This window comes from uncultured Roseibium sp., from assembly GCF_947494555.1.
GTDB lineage: Bacteria > Pseudomonadota > Alphaproteobacteria > Rhizobiales > Stappiaceae > Roseibium.
Map to the genome: position 1 here is coordinate 1,222,366 of NZ_CANLVF010000002.1, position 14,665 is coordinate 1,237,030.

Here is a 14,665-nt window from a genome sequence, read left to right on the forward strand (position 1 = left end):
GGCCCTCAGGCGGCATCAGTTGCGGACGGACGGACCTTCGACGCTCAGACCGTTTCCGCGGGAGGCAACATAAAGCTCAAGAGCGATGAACTCCGGCGACCCGGGTTTAAAGGTCTGCGCGCGCGTATCACGGACACAGCCCTTGAACCTGGCATGCACAGAATTCAGCTTGGTGTTCTTGAGCCTGTAGGTCGGGAAGCCGTTGATCTGCCCCTGGCTCAGGTGATCCGCCCGGATCATCAGGCCATAGCTGTCTTCGTGGCAGTTCGCGCAGGAGAGTTCCAACTGGCCGGTACGTGTATAGTAGAGCTCCTTGCCCTGCTCCCACGTCTCCTTTGCCGGGCCGTCAATGGCAACATTGACCGGCATGCCACGGGAAACTGAGGAAATAAGAGCCACCATGTCGGTCATATCACCACCGGTGTATTTCCACTTTTCAGCTCCCATGCGGTTCTCACGGCAATTGTTGACCTCCACTTCCAGGGTGGTCACCTCGCCTTTTTCCTCGTTCCACTTCGGGTAAACCGCACGCACTCCGGCCATGTCTTCAGGTGCACCATGACAGCCCGCACAGGATTCACCTGCAGATCCGTCGACCGTTTCCCAGTTCACCATTGCGTTTTCGACACCGATCATCCCCGGATTTTCGAAATCGTCCATCTGGAATGCCTGGGTTTCGTCGGAGCGAAACCGCCAACCGGAATAGATTGTCGAGAGGTTCTCCGCGTGCGCCGGGGCCTCGGTCTCCGTGACGATCGAAATCTCGCCATTGATCGTCAGGCTGTCATCGTCGGGGCCAGACATGGCAAGTCCGGGAACCAAGATCAGCACCGCCACCAAGCCAATTGCTATTGTCGTTTTTTTCACGCCTTCCTCCCTCTACGAGACGCTTGATTGTCCTGGCGATCAGCTCACTGTGATCTTTTTCGCCGTGTCGTAGACGGAGCCGTCGTCGTCGTACCAGGTGAATTTGAATTCGCCGGATTCAGGAACGACAGCCTCGAACTGGAAGTAAGGATTGGTTGATACCGCGGGCTCAAGCACAACGTCGATCACGTTCTCGCCGTTGAAGTCAGCGGTGAACCGGTTGATGATCGAACGCGGGATGACATTGCCGTCATCATCCTTGCGCTGACCGCTCTCCATCTTGTGGCTGATCAGGGTCTTGATGGTGATCGTTTCACCCGCTGCAGCCTTCTTGGGTACCTTTACCCGTGGTTTCACACCAGATGCCATGAGTTCTCTCCTAATGCCTACAGATCAGCCGCCGCAGCCGCCGATGGTCACTTTCACGTTGGCCTTGGCCATCTGGAATGAGCCATCTTCCATCTTCGCGATTGCGACAACGTTCTGTGTCGTTGCAAGGCGGATGCGCGTCGAGGCGCTGCGAGATGCGCTTAGCGGACCGAACTTGAATGTCGCGACATTCGGAACAGGGTTTCCGTCGGCAAACAGTGTCACTTCCGCTGCACCGGGTGCATCGAAGGCAATTGGTACGGTGTTGCCGTTTTCCGCAATTTCCGGCGCGGTCAGGGTAATTGCCCCCTCGCCCATGTCCGCCCCGCCGGTCAGCGCTGCAATCGCGTCGTCAGTCAGCGTGGCAAATGCGGGCAGGCTCGACAGCGTCGCCAGCACGAATGTGCCGGAGCCGAGTGCGAGCAGTTTTCGCCGTGTCATTTCCATCTTGGTCTCCATGTCAGGAAGGTCACTCTTCCTTGAGCGTTACGAGAAAGGCGACAACGTCCTCGATCTGCTGAGCCGTGAGCAGCGGCAGAACATCACCGTCGCCGTGAGCATCACCGGTATAGGCATCCCCCAGCCGGACAAACCCTTCGGTCTTGTAAAAGGATGGCATCATGCTGTCTTCGAACATCACCTTGGCATTGGCGACGATGCCACGCAGTTCCGGGACGGACCAGCGATCGGCGACGCCGTCAAGCGGCGGGCCAATCTCGCCGTGAAAAGCCAGGTGACTGAGCGCCGATATCTGATGACAGGCAATGCAGTTGCCTGCGCCCTTGTTCATGATTTCGGCTCCTGCGGCCGGATCGCCGGCCAAGCCGGATAGCGATACGTCGACGGCACCATCGGTAAAGATGACGTCTGTCGGCTTGACTGTCTCGGCGAATGCCGTCGATGCGGCAAGCATTGCAGATAAGCCGAATAGTGCGTGTTTCATACATCCTCCCTCAGTCGATTCCCGGCGACCGTTGGTGCGACCATACATCACATATTCGCTTTTACGCAATAACAAATTCATTTAAATGAATTTATCTATCTGTTCGCATGCGCAGCAAAAACGAAATAAAATGTCGCATCGCGGCATCGGCTGCTATTTGCCTTGGCTCTCGAACTTGCGTGCGTGGTATTTCTGGAAGGGTTCGTCGCTTTTGTAACCCTCTTCAACCACCCAGGTCAGCATATTCAACGTCGTCCACCGCCCGAAGGCACCTGGCATGTTGGCAACAGCTGCTTGCGTCGCTGTCTGATCCTCAGCAACCTCGGCCGGGAAGAAAAAAATGTTCGGCGTAAACAGCGCACCCCACCGTTTGACCATGTCCTTTTCCGGCAGCGTCGTACCATCGAAATCAGTGACTTCAACATCGCCGAACATGTTGATCTGGACGACAAAATAATTGTCCTCGATATACCGGGAGATTTCCGGGATCACGAAAACCTGTTCGTGCATCTGCTTGCAATAGATGCAGCCGCGCTGCTCGACGATCACCATCAGGCGCTTGCCCTCGGCGTTTGCTTCTTCAAGGTCTTCTGAAAGATCCTTGAAGGTGTCCCGCATCCAGAGCGCCTTGTGGAGGCCGTCGTCGCCTATTTCGGCCGCTAACACATTCGTTGACAAAAAGATCGCACAAAGCGTCAAAAACAGACGTTTCATTGTCATTCCTCCTCCACTAGCCAATGGCGCTGAACCATGGAACGTATTCCAGCATCCACTGAGCGATGACGTTGATGGAATTCGTGGCGATCAGGACCCCGAACAGGATCAGAAATGCGCCCATGAGTTTTTCGATGACGCCGAGATGTTTCCGAAATCCGGCCATCCAGGACATGAACGGTCCGATGAAAAGAGCGGCAAAGACAAACGGCAGCGTCATGCCGAGGCCGTAGACGAACAACAGCATGGCCCCCTGCCCCGCGGTCTCCTGACCAGCCGCCGTGAACAGGATTGCGGCCAGAACCGGCCCGACACACGGCGTCCAACCGAAAGCAAATGCAAGTCCGACTGCGAAGGCGCCAAGCAGGCTTACACTCGACTTACCTCCGGTCTCGACCCGCAGCTGCCGGTAAAGAATGCCGATCCGAACCACGCCCAGGAAGTGAAGGCCCATTGCAATGATCAGCGCCGCCGCTCCCCAGCGCAGCACATCAAAATACTCTCGTACCAGCTGACCGAATGTACTTGCCGTAGCGCCGAGCCCCATGAACACGGTGATCACCCCAAGGGCGAAACAACAGGCCGAAAGGAAAGCGCGCACCTTTACGGTGCCGGATACGCCCGTCTCCGCTTCCATCTGGTTCAGCCCGACACCTGCCAGGTAACTCAGATAGAACGGTACGATCGGCAGAATGCAGGGCGACAGGAACGACAGAAGTCCTGCCGCCAACGCACCAACGAAGGTTATCTCGAACATGGAGTGAGCTGCTTCTCAGCTTGATATATTCATAAATTAGATTATGATTAAGTGTGTGCACTCGTCAATCGGGGTTTCGAATTGGCTTTGTTGAAGACGCTGATCGTTCTGTTGCTGGCGTTCGCGCCCGCCGGAGCGCGTGCGGAGACGCTCTTGCTCATGGCGGAGGAAGACGGCTGTCACTGGTGCGCGAAGTGGAACAAAGAGATAGCGCACATCTATCCGAAAACGGTTGAAGGCAAGACGGCGCCGCTGAAACGCTATGATTTGCATGGCGAAACGCCGGATGTGACATTCGAAAAGAAGGTCCGCTTCACACCAACCTTCATTCTCGTGCACAATGGCGCGGAAGTCGGTCGAATCGAAGGATATCCCGGTGAGGATTTTTTCTGGAGCTTGCTCAACATGATGTTCAGCCAGGCAAACATTCCACTGGATCAGACGGGTTGAACAATATGACTGCTGACACGCAAGGCACCCCAGAAGGCTCGAGCGAAGGAACGTCCCGCCTGCCAGTGTTCGACGCCAACATGTGCGCCGAGGACATGGACAGGATGATGAAGAACGCACAGCGTGCCTCCAATTTCCTGAAGGCGATCAGCCACGAAGGCCGCCTGATGATCCTGTGTCACCTTGCGTCCGGTGAAAAATCGGTGGCCGAACTGGAGAACCTTCTTTCTGCAAGGCAGGCGGCCGTGTCACAGCAATTGACACGTCTGAGGCTTGAGGGTCTGGTAACACCACGGCGTGACGGCAAGGCGATCTATTACAGCCTGGCAGATGACAGGCCGAAGCAAATCATGGAAGTTGTCTATGAACTGTTCTGTCGAGACGACTAACCGAACGCTTTGACAGCGTCCGCTTTTGGGAGGAGCCGGACATGCTGGAAATGCTCGGAGAAGCCAATTCAGTTGCACTGATCGGTCTTGTGGGCGGTATCGCCCTTGGACTTGCCGCACGGATTGGCCGCTTCTGCACCCTTGGTGCCATCGAAGATTATCTTTATGGCGCGGACGATCGCCGCCTGCGCATGTGGTTTCTTGCAATCGGTGTCGCGATTATCGGATCGCACGTGGCCATGTCCTCCGGGCTGCTGGAAGGCTCCGGCACAGCGTATCTCGACAGGGTCTGGAACCCGCTCGGTTCGATCGTCGGCGGACTGATGTTCGGTTACGGCATGGCTCTTTGCGGCAATTGCGGCTATGGCGCCCTCGCCCGTCTTGGTGGCGGCGATTTGCGGGCGTTTGTCATGGTCACCGTGATGGGGCTGTCCGCCTATTTCGTCATGTCGGGGCCCCTCGCCCATGCGCGTGTCTGGCTGTTCCCGGTCGAGACAGGTGCCGCAACGCCGCAAGGCGTGAGCCAGTTCTTCGATACCAGGTTCGGTGTTGCGCCCGTAGTGACCGGCCTTGTTGTCGGCGGCCTCATCATCGCGTTTACGCTCACCAGCTCAGCCTTCCGGCAGTCTCCACGCCATATTTTCTGGGGCAGCATCGTTGGACTGGCCATTGTGTCGGGATGGGTCGGCACCTACTGGGTCGCCATGACCGGATTTGAATCAGAACCGGTTGAGACGCACACATTCGCCGCGCCGATCGGCGATACAATTTATTACGCCATGACCGCATCCGGAAACACGCTCTCGTTCAGCGTCGGATCGGTTGTGGGCGTCATCATCGGCGCCTTTCTGGGATCGTTTTCGAAAGGTCATTTCAGATGGGAGGCCTGTGAAGACCCGCGCGAGCTGCGCCGGCAGATCACCGGTGCGGCAATCATGGGTCCCGGCGCGATCCTGGCCGTCGGGTGCAGTGTCGGCCAGGGTATTTCCGCGTTTTCAGTTCTTGCCTATAGCGCGCCGGTGACCTTGCTCGCCATTTTCGCCGGAGCTGCACTTGGCCTGAAGCAGCTCATCACGGGCTTTGCACCAGCCGAATAGCGACGCAAATTTACACTTGCGACGTTTAGTCAGAAGTACGTCGCTATATCATATTCATATTATCGAATTTTTTTATGTATCCTTGAGATCGGTCAATGCAAGCCGATCCGCTGCCTTCAGAATTGACAGTATCTTCAACTGCTGACGGCGCTGATCCCGCTGGACTGGATCGCACATGGACCTGACCGCCATTCTTGAAAGACTATCGGAGCCCACGGTGCTCGTCATTGGCGGGCTGGTTGTCGGTGTCACGTTCGGAGCACTCGCCCAGCAGAGCCGGTTCTGCCTTCGGGCCGCAGCACTTGAGTTCTCCCGCCGCAAACCGTCTGACCGGCTGCCCATCTGGCTGCTTGCCTTCTCAAGTGCCATGATCGCAACGCAGCTACTGAACACATTTGACGAAGTCGCCGCGGACGAAACCCGGCAACTGGCATCTCCGCAAAGCCTCTCCGGGGCACTGATCGGCGGCCTGTTGTTCGGAACGGGCATGGTCATGGCCCGCGGTTGCGCTAGCCGGCTCCTGGTGCTTTCGGCAACCGGCAACCTGAGAGCCCTGCTCTCCGGACTGGTTTTTGCGGTTGTCGCCCAGGCAAGCCTTTATGGCGCTCTTAAACCGATGCGTGACTGGTTGTCCGGATTGTGGACCACGGTCGACACCGGGGGTAACGACCTCACGTCATTCCTTGGGTTGAGCAAGGCATCCGTTTTTCTGTTCGGCAGTCTCTGGCTGCTCGCAGGTCTTGGATTTGCGTGGCGCAACCGGAGCTCTTTATGGCAGACGATTGCAGCAGTCGGTGTGGGCCTGACGGTCCCGCTGGCGCTTTGGTTCACGACCGCCATGTCACGGCAGGCCTTCGATCATGTTCAGGTCGAGGGCGTGACTTTCACCGGACCGTCCGCCGACATGCTGATGCTGTTCATTTCGGCGCCGTTTGAAAACCTCGGCTTCAATTCCGGACTGGTTCCCGGCGTTTTCCTCGGCTCGTTCCTCGCTGCCCTCCTCACCCGGCAACTGATGCTGCAAGGCTTTGAGAGCGGACCTTCCATGGCCCGATATCTTACCGGCGCCGGGCTGATGGGATTTGGAGGGATGCTGGCTGGCGGTTGCGCCGTCGGTGCCGGGATTACGGGTGCTTCGCTCTTCGCCGTGACCGCCTGGCTGACGCTCATCGGCATCTGGCTGTCCGCGATCGTGACAGATCATATGCTCGGCGTATTGCGGGGGATTCCGAAATCACTGTCGCATTCCTATTGAAGCGGGAAAGCCTAGACGCAATTCGATGTGCTAGGCGATTTTGTGCTGCATGAGCTATCAGTTCCCGGCGCGCTGATCCGCACGGCAGGTCTTCAAGGCTTCGATCGCGTAGAGCAAATACGATTCATTTTCGAAAGACGGTGCGCAGAGTTCGAATTTCGCAGAGAAATCCTTTTCGACAACGACCCAGTCGATCTTTCCCTGATCAGCAAAACGCGCAAAGGACGCCGGCGTGTGGCTCCGGTAAAAGCTCTCCTGCCTGGCCCATATCATCTGCCCCGGATAGGTCGCGAGCGTCGATGTTGTTCCGTAGACGGAAGCGAACCTGTCCATCCACTCCAGGAAATAGTCTTCGGAAAAGGGGAACGCCTTGCCAACGAAGATGGCCCGATCGGCCGACAGGCGGAACTCGATGCCAAGGCTGCCGGCGGGAAGGACAAAAACATCGTCCTCGCCGGTCTCGGTTTTGGCGAAGGCGATCACCTCATCAAACCCGTCAATATCGCTGTCGAAGTGACTGGATACGGACACATTATAGGCTGCGGCGATAGCGAGCAGCACGAAGGGAACCGAAACAACCGCCCAGGAAAGCGGACCGGCGCGCCGGAAAAGCTGATCGGCAATCCCGAAAGCCTTATCTTCGATTTTTTTCCGGTGCAGTTCACGCATTGCGGTCTCGATCAGCGCTACCGCACCGAAAATCATCAAAAACCAGAGCCCGAACATCGAATAGCGAGCGGGCCCGAGCGCAACGACAGTCTTGATCGGATAAAGTTCGACAAGCGCATATTGCGCTGCGATGGCGCCTGCGTAGGAGAGAATCGCAAGTACCGTGTTCCGCCACGCGTGGTTTTTCATTCTGACAAGCAAAACGGCGACGATGACAAGCGCGGCGATCAGAAGCGCAAAAGACACTGCCCAATCGGCGTTGCCGGATGCGCCGTATTGAGACGGCAGATAGTGATGGGGATGACGTTCCCTGACGTAGATATCAACGAAAGTTTGCGTGTCAATCGGTGCCGATACGGCAAAGGTCATTTTCACGAACACAGCTGCTGCGAGCGCAGCAAGAAGCCCCGCGCAATAGCGCACATCCTGAGCGATTTTCCATCGGCTGAGCACAATGGTCGAAAAGACCACCGTGTAGAGCGCCATCACCGGATGGAAAATGCCGGCGACAAAAATGAGGACCGGCCCTGCAATCACCCTGCGCTTCCATATCAGAAGAACGCCCGCCAAACACAGCATCAGGGAAAAATCCTGCGCCGTTGCGATCAGTCTGACCGGGTGCCAGCCCGCGATCAAGAACGCGTCCCCGACCCCACCAGCCAGCGCGACAAACAAAAGCGGCGCCAACACAACAGCCAGGGTTTCCCTTAACCGATCTGCACGGGTGTTCGTGCCGCTCGACAGATGCGTTTTGATTGCCGCCCAGATGAAAACGGTCGAGACAATGGGAAGAAGCACGAGAATAAGCGTGTTCATAACGGCAAGCCCGCCCAGAGCGCCGCTGTTCGACGCTTTCGACATTGCCGTCAACACATAGGCAATCGGGTTTCGTGGGTTAATGCTCGCGCTGGCATCAGTGAAAAAGTCACCCAGAAGACAGGCGGGATCGAGCAACCTGCAAGCCGCCGGCAGATTGTCTGTCGCCGGCCAAATGGCGGCTGTTTCTCCAAAACGGGAAAACAGGACGAAGGCGGCGACAACGGCCAAAGCCAGTGACAAAAGCTTCAAGCGGGCATCTCTGGCACCACTCATGGTTTGCTCGCAGCTTGTCGTCGCTATCATCGGCTCACGTTGCGCATGGGTTGGGGTGCACATGATTTCCGGATTCCGTTTCACTGGAACGCGGATGCGTGTTCGGAGAACTATAAAAACGAATTGGTTAGGCTTTCGTGCACGCGCCGCCGGCACGGCCAGCGAAATACGTTCTAGCCTTGCCGATTTCGCATCGAGCCTTTTGGATCATTGAGGTTTCGATCTGTGAACGCCTGAAGCTTAGGCAAGACCATTCATTCAGCGCTCAAACCATAGAGGCTTTGAACGGCTGCGTGGTCGGATCCAAGCCCCCATTTGTCGCAAAGATCAAATACACTGTCATAGTCCGTTTCGCATTCGTGCTGCGTGTGCGGCCAATCGCTGCCCCAAACAATGTTTGTCCCCGAAAGATGATGCAACAACGCTTGAGCATGGCACTTCAGATCGAACGGCGTCCGATAATGTGCCGAAAACTTAAAATAGAGACGAGAGCGATCCACCAGTTCACCAACGGCACGCACCAAGGGGTCCTGATGCGGATCCTCATGAGACGGCAATCCAAAATGGTCGACTACAATGCTAACGCCTGTATCAGTAAGTGGAGCCAATAACGGGGCAAGCCTGTCGCCTTCCAGATGGATCTCGAGATGCAGATTTCTTTCACGAAGCATGCCCAAAAAACGTTGGACTGATTGCTCTCTCAGGTTCGGCAAACGGCCTCCACCAACGAAATTCCATCGAAGTCCACGCACTCCGGCCGCGACCAGCCGGTCCATTTCATCGCCGTCTGCCTCCAGCTCCACGACACCGACACCTGCGTATCGGTTCATATCAAGTTTGGAGAGCGCCGCGCAAAGCTCGGTGTTGTTGGTACCAAGAAAACTCACCTGGACGATGACGCCTCCGCGAAGCTTATTGCGTTTCTGGTGGGTCAACCATTGCGCCAAGCTCGCAGGGGCTTCTGGAACGTAACGCGCGTTGGGGATCGCAGCGACCTGCTCGTAAACATGCGCATGGCAATCAAACTGGATCATCTAAACGCTCCTTCCAATTCATATATATGACTGGTTGACTATATGGGTCAATATGTATTATGGAATATTCCCGGAGGCAAAAATGAGCGCACAATTCACCACCAGTGATGACAGGCTGCCGGCTTACGTGCGGCTTCGCGATACGCTTGCATCGCGGATTGCCAAGGGTGAATGGACTGCAGAGCAGCCAATTCCCTCCGAAGCGCGTTTGGCCGAGGCTTACCAGGTCTCGGTCGGAACAGTTCGCAAGGCCGTGGATGGTCTGGTGAATGAACGATTGCTGGAACGGCGGCAGGGGTCAGGTACCTTTGTCAAGGCCCCCTCCTTCGATGCAACGCTCTTCAGGTTCTTCCAGTTGCGCGAAGCGGACGGATCGCAACTTTCGATCCCGTCCAGCAAGCTGATCCTGCGCAGCCGAAGCAAAGCGCCGGAAATCGCGGCCGCGGCACTCGGCACGACGGACACGATCAAGATCGTACGCCTTAGAAGCCTTTCAGAAGTTCCTGTCCTGTTTGAGGAAATCTATATTCCGGCCGAGGAATTTTCAGGTTTCGAGACACTCGACGACGCAGACTTCGGGCCGCTTCTTTATCCGCTCTATTTCGAAAAGTTCGGCGTGCTCGTCAAACGCGCTACTGACGACCTTTCGTTCGGACGTGCATCCGGTCAAGTCGCGCAGCAACTCAGGTTGGAGAATGACGCGCCGCTTGCGGTCATACAGCGCACGGCATTCGACATTGAAAACAAGCCCGTTGAATGGCGCATCGCCCGAGGCAGCGCCGCAAAATTCCGCTACAGAACGGAAATTACCTAAACAAACCAGATAATTAACAGGGAGAATTCAAATGAAAATGAAAACGGCTTTTGTCGGGCTAACGACAGTAATCGCACTTTCTCTTCCTGCCCAGGCTGAGTATCCGGAACGCCCAATTGAACTCACGATACCGGCCGGAGCGGGAGGCGGAACCGATACAAGTGCGCGCAAACTTGCAATTCTGCTGGAAGAAGCGCTCGGTACGTCGATTGCCATACTTAATGTCGGAGGCGGCGGCGGCTCTGTCGGGGCATCGCAATTCATGCAGTCAAAAAACGATGGATATTCGCTTTTCGCAACATGGAACAGCCCGCTCACGACCGTTCCTCAGGTTCAAAACGTCGCCTACTCCCTGGATAGCTTCACACCGATCGCTTCCACCTCCGAAACCGCTTATACGCTTTGCGTCAAATCCGTTTTTCCCGCAGAAAACGGTCAGGGTTTCCTTGACGAGCTCGCGTCCAACCCGGGAAAATACACCTACGGAAACGACGGTATCGGCGGCACGATGCAACTGGCTGCCGAACGGATTTTCCAGGCGAACAAGATTGACGCCATACCCATACCGTTCGGTGGCGCCGGGGAAACTCTGCAGAATTTTCTCGGCGGACACGTCGACATTTACGGCGGCTCTATTTCGACCGTGCTGCCCTACGTCGAAAACGGTGAAGCGAAGTGTCTTCTGGTTACATCCGCAGCGGACGTGCCCGCGCTGCCGCAAGCATCCGGGCTGGAAGCACTGGGTATGGCCGATAAGGAAACATTGCTTTGGCGGGCAATTCTCGGACCGAAAGACCTTGATCCGGCAATCGTGAAAAAACTATCTGACGTCATTGAAACGGCAGTCAACGATCCGGGCTATGTCGAGTTTCTGAAAACCAAAGGTGAAGTGCCGAACGTTGTAAAGGGGCCCGATTTGGGTGCACGCCTGCAGGCGGAATTCGACGCCCTCGCCGAAGTTTCCAAGGGCCTCGGATTGTCGCAGTAATGGAACGGCGTCAGGACATATTCCTCGGCCTGATCTTCATGGGTGTAGGTGCTGCAGCTGCCTGGATGGCGAGATCCTACAGCGGCGAAGGCGGCACCTACCCGATGGTACTGGGAATCCTCCTGGCGCTTCTTGGATCAGCTGTTGCGGGCAAGGCGCTCAGATCCGGCGCATATGTGGACAGGCAACTGATCGAAGCGCCTACAAAAATGGTCACGGCCGCCGCTGCTTGCACCGTATACATCGCGTTGGTGGCACCGCTCGGTTTCTACACATCTTCGTTTCTCCTGATGCTGATGCTGCCGGCCGCACTCGGTTTCAGACAATGGCTGTATGCGGTGATCGTGGCCTTGGTGTTTACCTTGGTGGTCTTCCTGGTTTTTTCGGTTCTTTTGGAAAAACCACTGCCTAGAGAGACGCTTTTGTCCCTGTTGAGCACGGGAGGCTGATATGGAGTTTTACACTAACGCTCTACAAAATGTCCTCACGCTCTGGCCCATTGCCGCAATGGTCGGTGCGACGCTGCTTGGAGTGTTCATCGGCGCACTGCCGGGACTCAATCCGGTTATGGCAATCGCCCTTCTCTTACCGCTGACCTACTCGATGGATCCGCTTGTCGCACTTGCCATGGTGGCCGGCATCTATAACGGCTCAATGTATGGCGGCGCGATCCCGGCCATTTTGTTGCGCATTCCCGGCACACCTGCGTCGATCGCAACCACTTTTGACGGCTATCCGATGGCCGACAAAGGCGAAGCGGGCAAAGCCTTGAAAATAGCATGCTGGTCTTCGGCCATGGGAGGAATTGCCAGCGCTATTGCGCTGATGACGGTTGGACCTCTGCTGGCGCGGGTCACATTGTATTTCGGCCCCGCCGAGTATTTCTGGATCGCGATTTTTGGTATGGCGTCGGTGGGCGTAATGGTCGGCTCCGATCCGATCAAGGGCATCATGGCAGCGGTTCTGGGATTGTTGATCGGCACGATCGGGATCGATTCACTGTCCGGTCAGGCCCGGTTCACATTTGGCCAGACCTGGCTGTTGGGCGGTCTTGATCTTATTGTCGTGCTGGTAGGTCTATACGCATTGCCGCCCGTTCTGCAGCTCGCTGAAAAATGCGATCTCAAAGGTCTCTCTGCGGCACAACTGAAGCTTACGAACGTTCCCTTCAAACCGGGCGAACTCAAGGGGCTGCTACCTACCTGGTTACGCGCCTCGAGTATCGGTATCGCCGTCGGCATTCTGCCCGGCGCCGGCGGAAATATTGCTGCGTTTCTAAGTTACAATGCGGCGAAGAAAGCATCCGAGGATCCCGGAAGTTTCGGCAAAGGAAATCCGCAAGGCGTCGCCGCGGCTGAGTGCGGAAACAATGCAGACAACGCCGCATCGATGATCCCGGCCTTATCGCTCGGTATACCTGGCAACGTGGTTGCCGCCCTGGTCCTCAGTGCTCTTACGATCCATGGCCTGCAACCAGGTCCGCAGCTCTTCCATCAAAACCCGGTTCTTGTGGGCGGCTTCATGATGGAAATGCTGATCACCTCCCTTTTGATTTTCCTGCTTGGCGGCACGGTCGCAACTCGCGTATTCGCGCAATTCCAGCGTTTGCCGGGCGTGTTGCTGGTTCCTTCAATCCTGATACTGATGTGTGTCGGTGTCTATGTGATCAACGGACGGCCGGTTGATCTTTGGGTCATGCTACTGGCCGGCATCGCGGGCTATTTCCTGGAAAAAGTGAATGTGCCTCTTGCGCCCGTCATTCTGGGGATGATCCTCGGCCCTATGGCAGAACAGAGCGTTCGTCGCGCACTTCTGATCAGTAGAGGCGACGCAACAGAGCTGCTGACACGCCCGCTTTCCGCGACACTCGCGATGGCAACCGTGTTGGTTATCGCGTGGCCGCTCATCAAGGTTATTCGAGACCGTAACCGAAAGAAAAGGGAAGCTGGGCACCGATAGCAGCAAAATGCGCATCGGCCAGCAGGACAAGCGTGAACAACGGTCGAAGCTTTGCATATTAATGCGTGCTTCGTTTCTCGTCCCTCCTCACTCGCGTTGACCAGGCCCTCAGATCGGTAACGACTTTCAAGAACGCGGCGATGACCAGAACACAGAGTGCGACTTTCGTTGCCGTTTCCATGGTTCCCTCGATTAAAAGGGCATGGGCAACGCTGCCGCCGACAATCACCAGGGCAAGAAGCGTGTGTGCAAGGCGCCAGATGCGCGGGCGAAGACGCAGGCGGCGGCGCAGGGAGGCGAGCAGCGCGGCGGCAAAGACCGCCCACATCGCAATCACGCCCCAGAGCGAAAACGGCGTCGGCGACCTGAACAATAGAGCGTCGATCACGTCCGGAGGACTGGTGATCCAAAGGCCGCCGACATGGATCACAACCGCGGCAACGAGCGCTACGCCGACCCAACGGTGCACTTTGCGTCCGCGAAGGGATGCGAGACCCGGCAGGTATCCTCCAACAAGAAGAGGCTGAACCAGCAAGAGCGCCATCGCCGCGATGCCGGCAAAACCGGCCGCAATATAGACGGGCTGCCGCCATTGCAGCAGCGGGCTGGCCGCGGCGGCTGCTAACGGTACCAGAATGGCGACTGCCAAGGCACTCCAGATCAGGATCGCGCGAAACCGGCGCATGCCCGATTTATCCAACCCTGTCAGGCTGGCTGCAGAACGAAATGGGCTTCCAGACTTGTGTCCTTCGAGCTTGACATGATGGGCCGGAGGAACACCGTTTCAAAGTCTTCGCTGTCATAAGCCAGGTGTGCGTGCGGCTGTCCGAATGCCGGGACGATCTGCGGCATTTCCAGCCTGAACACGCCATTTGCATCGGTCAGTGTTGCGCCGTGACTGCGTGCGTCACGTTCGTGGCCTTCGGTTGTGTGCGCCCAGATCTGGATGCGCTGACCGGCCAGTGGAGCCCCATCACCTGAACGGCGCACCGTTCCGGACATCCAGAAGCCGCCGCCGCCGATGCGATCGACGATGGGTGCACCTGGACGGTAATTGTTTGAGCCGCCACGCATCGAACGCGTCGGGGCAAGGCCTTGCGCGCTGGCCGGGACAAGAAGCCCGGACACCCCGGTGACTGCAGCGGCGCCACTTGCGGCCAGAAGCGTACGGCGGGTGATCAGGTCAATTGTCATCAAGATCTCTCCTATCGGGACGTTCGACCCTTGGCCTATGACACAGGCCAAGCATTTCCGACGATGAAGTATAG

Annotated in this window: 18 protein-coding genes; 8 read left to right on the top strand and 10 right to left on the bottom strand. The window is 56.8% G+C overall.

All coding sequences use genetic code 11. From position 1 onward, the window contains the following. Nucleotides 1–15: 15 nt before the first annotated feature. From soxA to Q0915_RS14130, 6 genes are all read right to left on the bottom strand, one after another. The gene (soxA, locus tag Q0915_RS14105; protein WP_299472162.1) at nt 16–867 is read right to left on the bottom strand and encodes a sulfur oxidation c-type cytochrome SoxA; all 852 of its coding nucleotides are present in this window, start codon (nt 865–867) and stop codon (nt 16–18) included. 39 nt (nt 868–906) lie between these two features. Next, nucleotides 907–1,236 carry a thiosulfate oxidation carrier complex protein SoxZ gene (soxZ, locus tag Q0915_RS14110; RefSeq protein WP_299472163.1) on the bottom strand — a complete coding sequence of 110 codons (330 nt, stop codon included), beginning with the start codon at nt 1,234–1,236 and terminating at the stop codon, nt 907–909. A gap of 24 nt (nt 1,237–1,260) precedes the next feature. Beyond that, the gene (gene soxY, locus Q0915_RS14115; RefSeq protein WP_299472164.1) at nt 1,261–1,683 is read right to left on the bottom strand and encodes a thiosulfate oxidation carrier protein SoxY; all 423 of its coding nucleotides are present in this window, start codon (nt 1,681–1,683) and stop codon (nt 1,261–1,263) included. A 22-nt stretch (nt 1,684–1,705) separates the two neighbouring features. Further along, nucleotides 1,706–2,179 carry a sulfur oxidation c-type cytochrome SoxX gene (gene soxX, locus Q0915_RS14120; RefSeq protein ID WP_299472165.1) on the bottom strand — a complete coding sequence of 158 codons (474 nt, stop codon included), beginning with the start codon at nt 2,177–2,179 and terminating at the stop codon, nt 1,706–1,708. A 153-nt stretch (nt 2,180–2,332) separates the two neighbouring features. Continuing rightward, nucleotides 2,333–2,893 carry a thioredoxin family protein gene (locus tag Q0915_RS14125; protein WP_299472166.1) on the bottom strand — a complete coding sequence of 187 codons (561 nt, stop codon included), beginning with the start codon at nt 2,891–2,893 and terminating at the stop codon, nt 2,333–2,335. A gap of 16 nt (nt 2,894–2,909) precedes the next feature. Then, nucleotides 2,910–3,650 carry a cytochrome c biogenesis CcdA family protein gene (locus Q0915_RS14130; RefSeq protein WP_299472167.1) on the bottom strand — a complete coding sequence of 247 codons (741 nt, stop codon included), beginning with the start codon at nt 3,648–3,650 and terminating at the stop codon, nt 2,910–2,912. 81 nt (nt 3,651–3,731) lie between these two features. Here Q0915_RS14130 and Q0915_RS14135 point away from each other — a divergent pair, with 81 nt between their 5' ends. From Q0915_RS14135 to Q0915_RS14150, 4 genes are all read left to right on the top strand, one after another. Beyond that, nucleotides 3,732–4,100, top strand: a complete 369-nt coding sequence (locus Q0915_RS14135) for a thioredoxin family protein (protein ID WP_299472168.1) — start codon at nt 3,732–3,734, stop codon at nt 4,098–4,100. An 80-nt stretch (nt 4,101–4,180) separates the two neighbouring features. Continuing rightward, on the top strand, nt 4,181–4,489 hold the full coding sequence (locus Q0915_RS14140; RefSeq protein ID WP_299472333.1) for a metalloregulator ArsR/SmtB family transcription factor: 309 nt from the start codon (nt 4,181–4,183) through the stop codon (nt 4,487–4,489). Nucleotides 4,490–4,530: 41 nt separating this feature from the next. Further along, complete coding sequence (locus tag Q0915_RS14145) at nt 4,531–5,586, top strand: YeeE/YedE family protein (RefSeq protein ID WP_299472169.1); 1,056 nt, start codon at nt 4,531–4,533, stop codon at nt 5,584–5,586. Nucleotides 5,587–5,761: 175 nt separating this feature from the next. Further along, on the top strand, nt 5,762–6,841 hold the full coding sequence (locus Q0915_RS14150; protein ID WP_299472170.1) for a YeeE/YedE family protein: 1,080 nt from the start codon (nt 5,762–5,764) through the stop codon (nt 6,839–6,841). Between the two features lie 57 nt (nt 6,842–6,898). Here Q0915_RS14150 and Q0915_RS14155 read toward each other — a convergent pair whose 3' ends face one another. Beyond that, nucleotides 6,899–8,602: a DUF6798 domain-containing protein gene (locus Q0915_RS14155; RefSeq protein ID WP_299472171.1), complete on the bottom strand. Its 1,704-nt coding sequence runs from the start codon at nt 8,600–8,602 to the stop codon at nt 6,899–6,901. A 254-nt stretch (nt 8,603–8,856) separates the two neighbouring features. Further along, nucleotides 8,857–9,636, bottom strand: a complete 780-nt coding sequence (locus Q0915_RS14160; protein ID WP_299472172.1) for an amidohydrolase family protein — start codon at nt 9,634–9,636, stop codon at nt 8,857–8,859. Between the two features lie 82 nt (nt 9,637–9,718). Here Q0915_RS14160 and Q0915_RS14165 point away from each other — a divergent pair, with 82 nt between their 5' ends. Genes Q0915_RS14165 through Q0915_RS14180 form a run of 4 tightly spaced genes read left to right on the top strand, consistent with a single transcriptional unit; the run spans nt 9,719 to nt 13,397 of the window. Next, entirely contained in the window at nt 9,719–10,450 is a 732-nt protein-coding gene (locus tag Q0915_RS14165; protein WP_299472173.1) for a GntR family transcriptional regulator, read from the top strand. Nucleotides 10,451–10,481: 31 nt separating this feature from the next. Next, a complete protein-coding gene (locus Q0915_RS14170; protein ID WP_299472174.1) occupies nt 10,482–11,438 on the top strand; it encodes a tripartite tricarboxylate transporter substrate binding protein in 957 nt (318 codons plus the stop codon). Further along, complete coding sequence (locus tag Q0915_RS14175; protein ID WP_299472175.1) at nt 11,438–11,887, top strand: tripartite tricarboxylate transporter TctB family protein; 450 nt, start codon at nt 11,438–11,440, stop codon at nt 11,885–11,887. Before Q0915_RS14170 ends, Q0915_RS14175 begins: the two co-directional genes overlap by 1 nt. Before the next feature lies 1 nt (nt 11,888). Beyond that, complete coding sequence (locus Q0915_RS14180; RefSeq protein ID WP_299472176.1) at nt 11,889–13,397, top strand: tripartite tricarboxylate transporter permease; 1,509 nt, start codon at nt 11,889–11,891, stop codon at nt 13,395–13,397. A gap of 58 nt (nt 13,398–13,455) precedes the next feature. Here the strand turns inward: Q0915_RS14180 and Q0915_RS14185 are convergent, their stop codons facing one another. After that, nucleotides 13,456–14,082: a ferric reductase-like transmembrane domain-containing protein gene (locus Q0915_RS14185; RefSeq protein ID WP_299472177.1), complete on the bottom strand. Its 627-nt coding sequence runs from the start codon at nt 14,080–14,082 to the stop codon at nt 13,456–13,458. A gap of 20 nt (nt 14,083–14,102) precedes the next feature. Then, nucleotides 14,103–14,591 carry a twin-arginine translocation pathway signal gene (locus Q0915_RS14190; protein ID WP_299472178.1) on the bottom strand — a complete coding sequence of 163 codons (489 nt, stop codon included), beginning with the start codon at nt 14,589–14,591 and terminating at the stop codon, nt 14,103–14,105. Between the last annotated feature and the right edge of the window lie 74 nt (nt 14,592–14,665).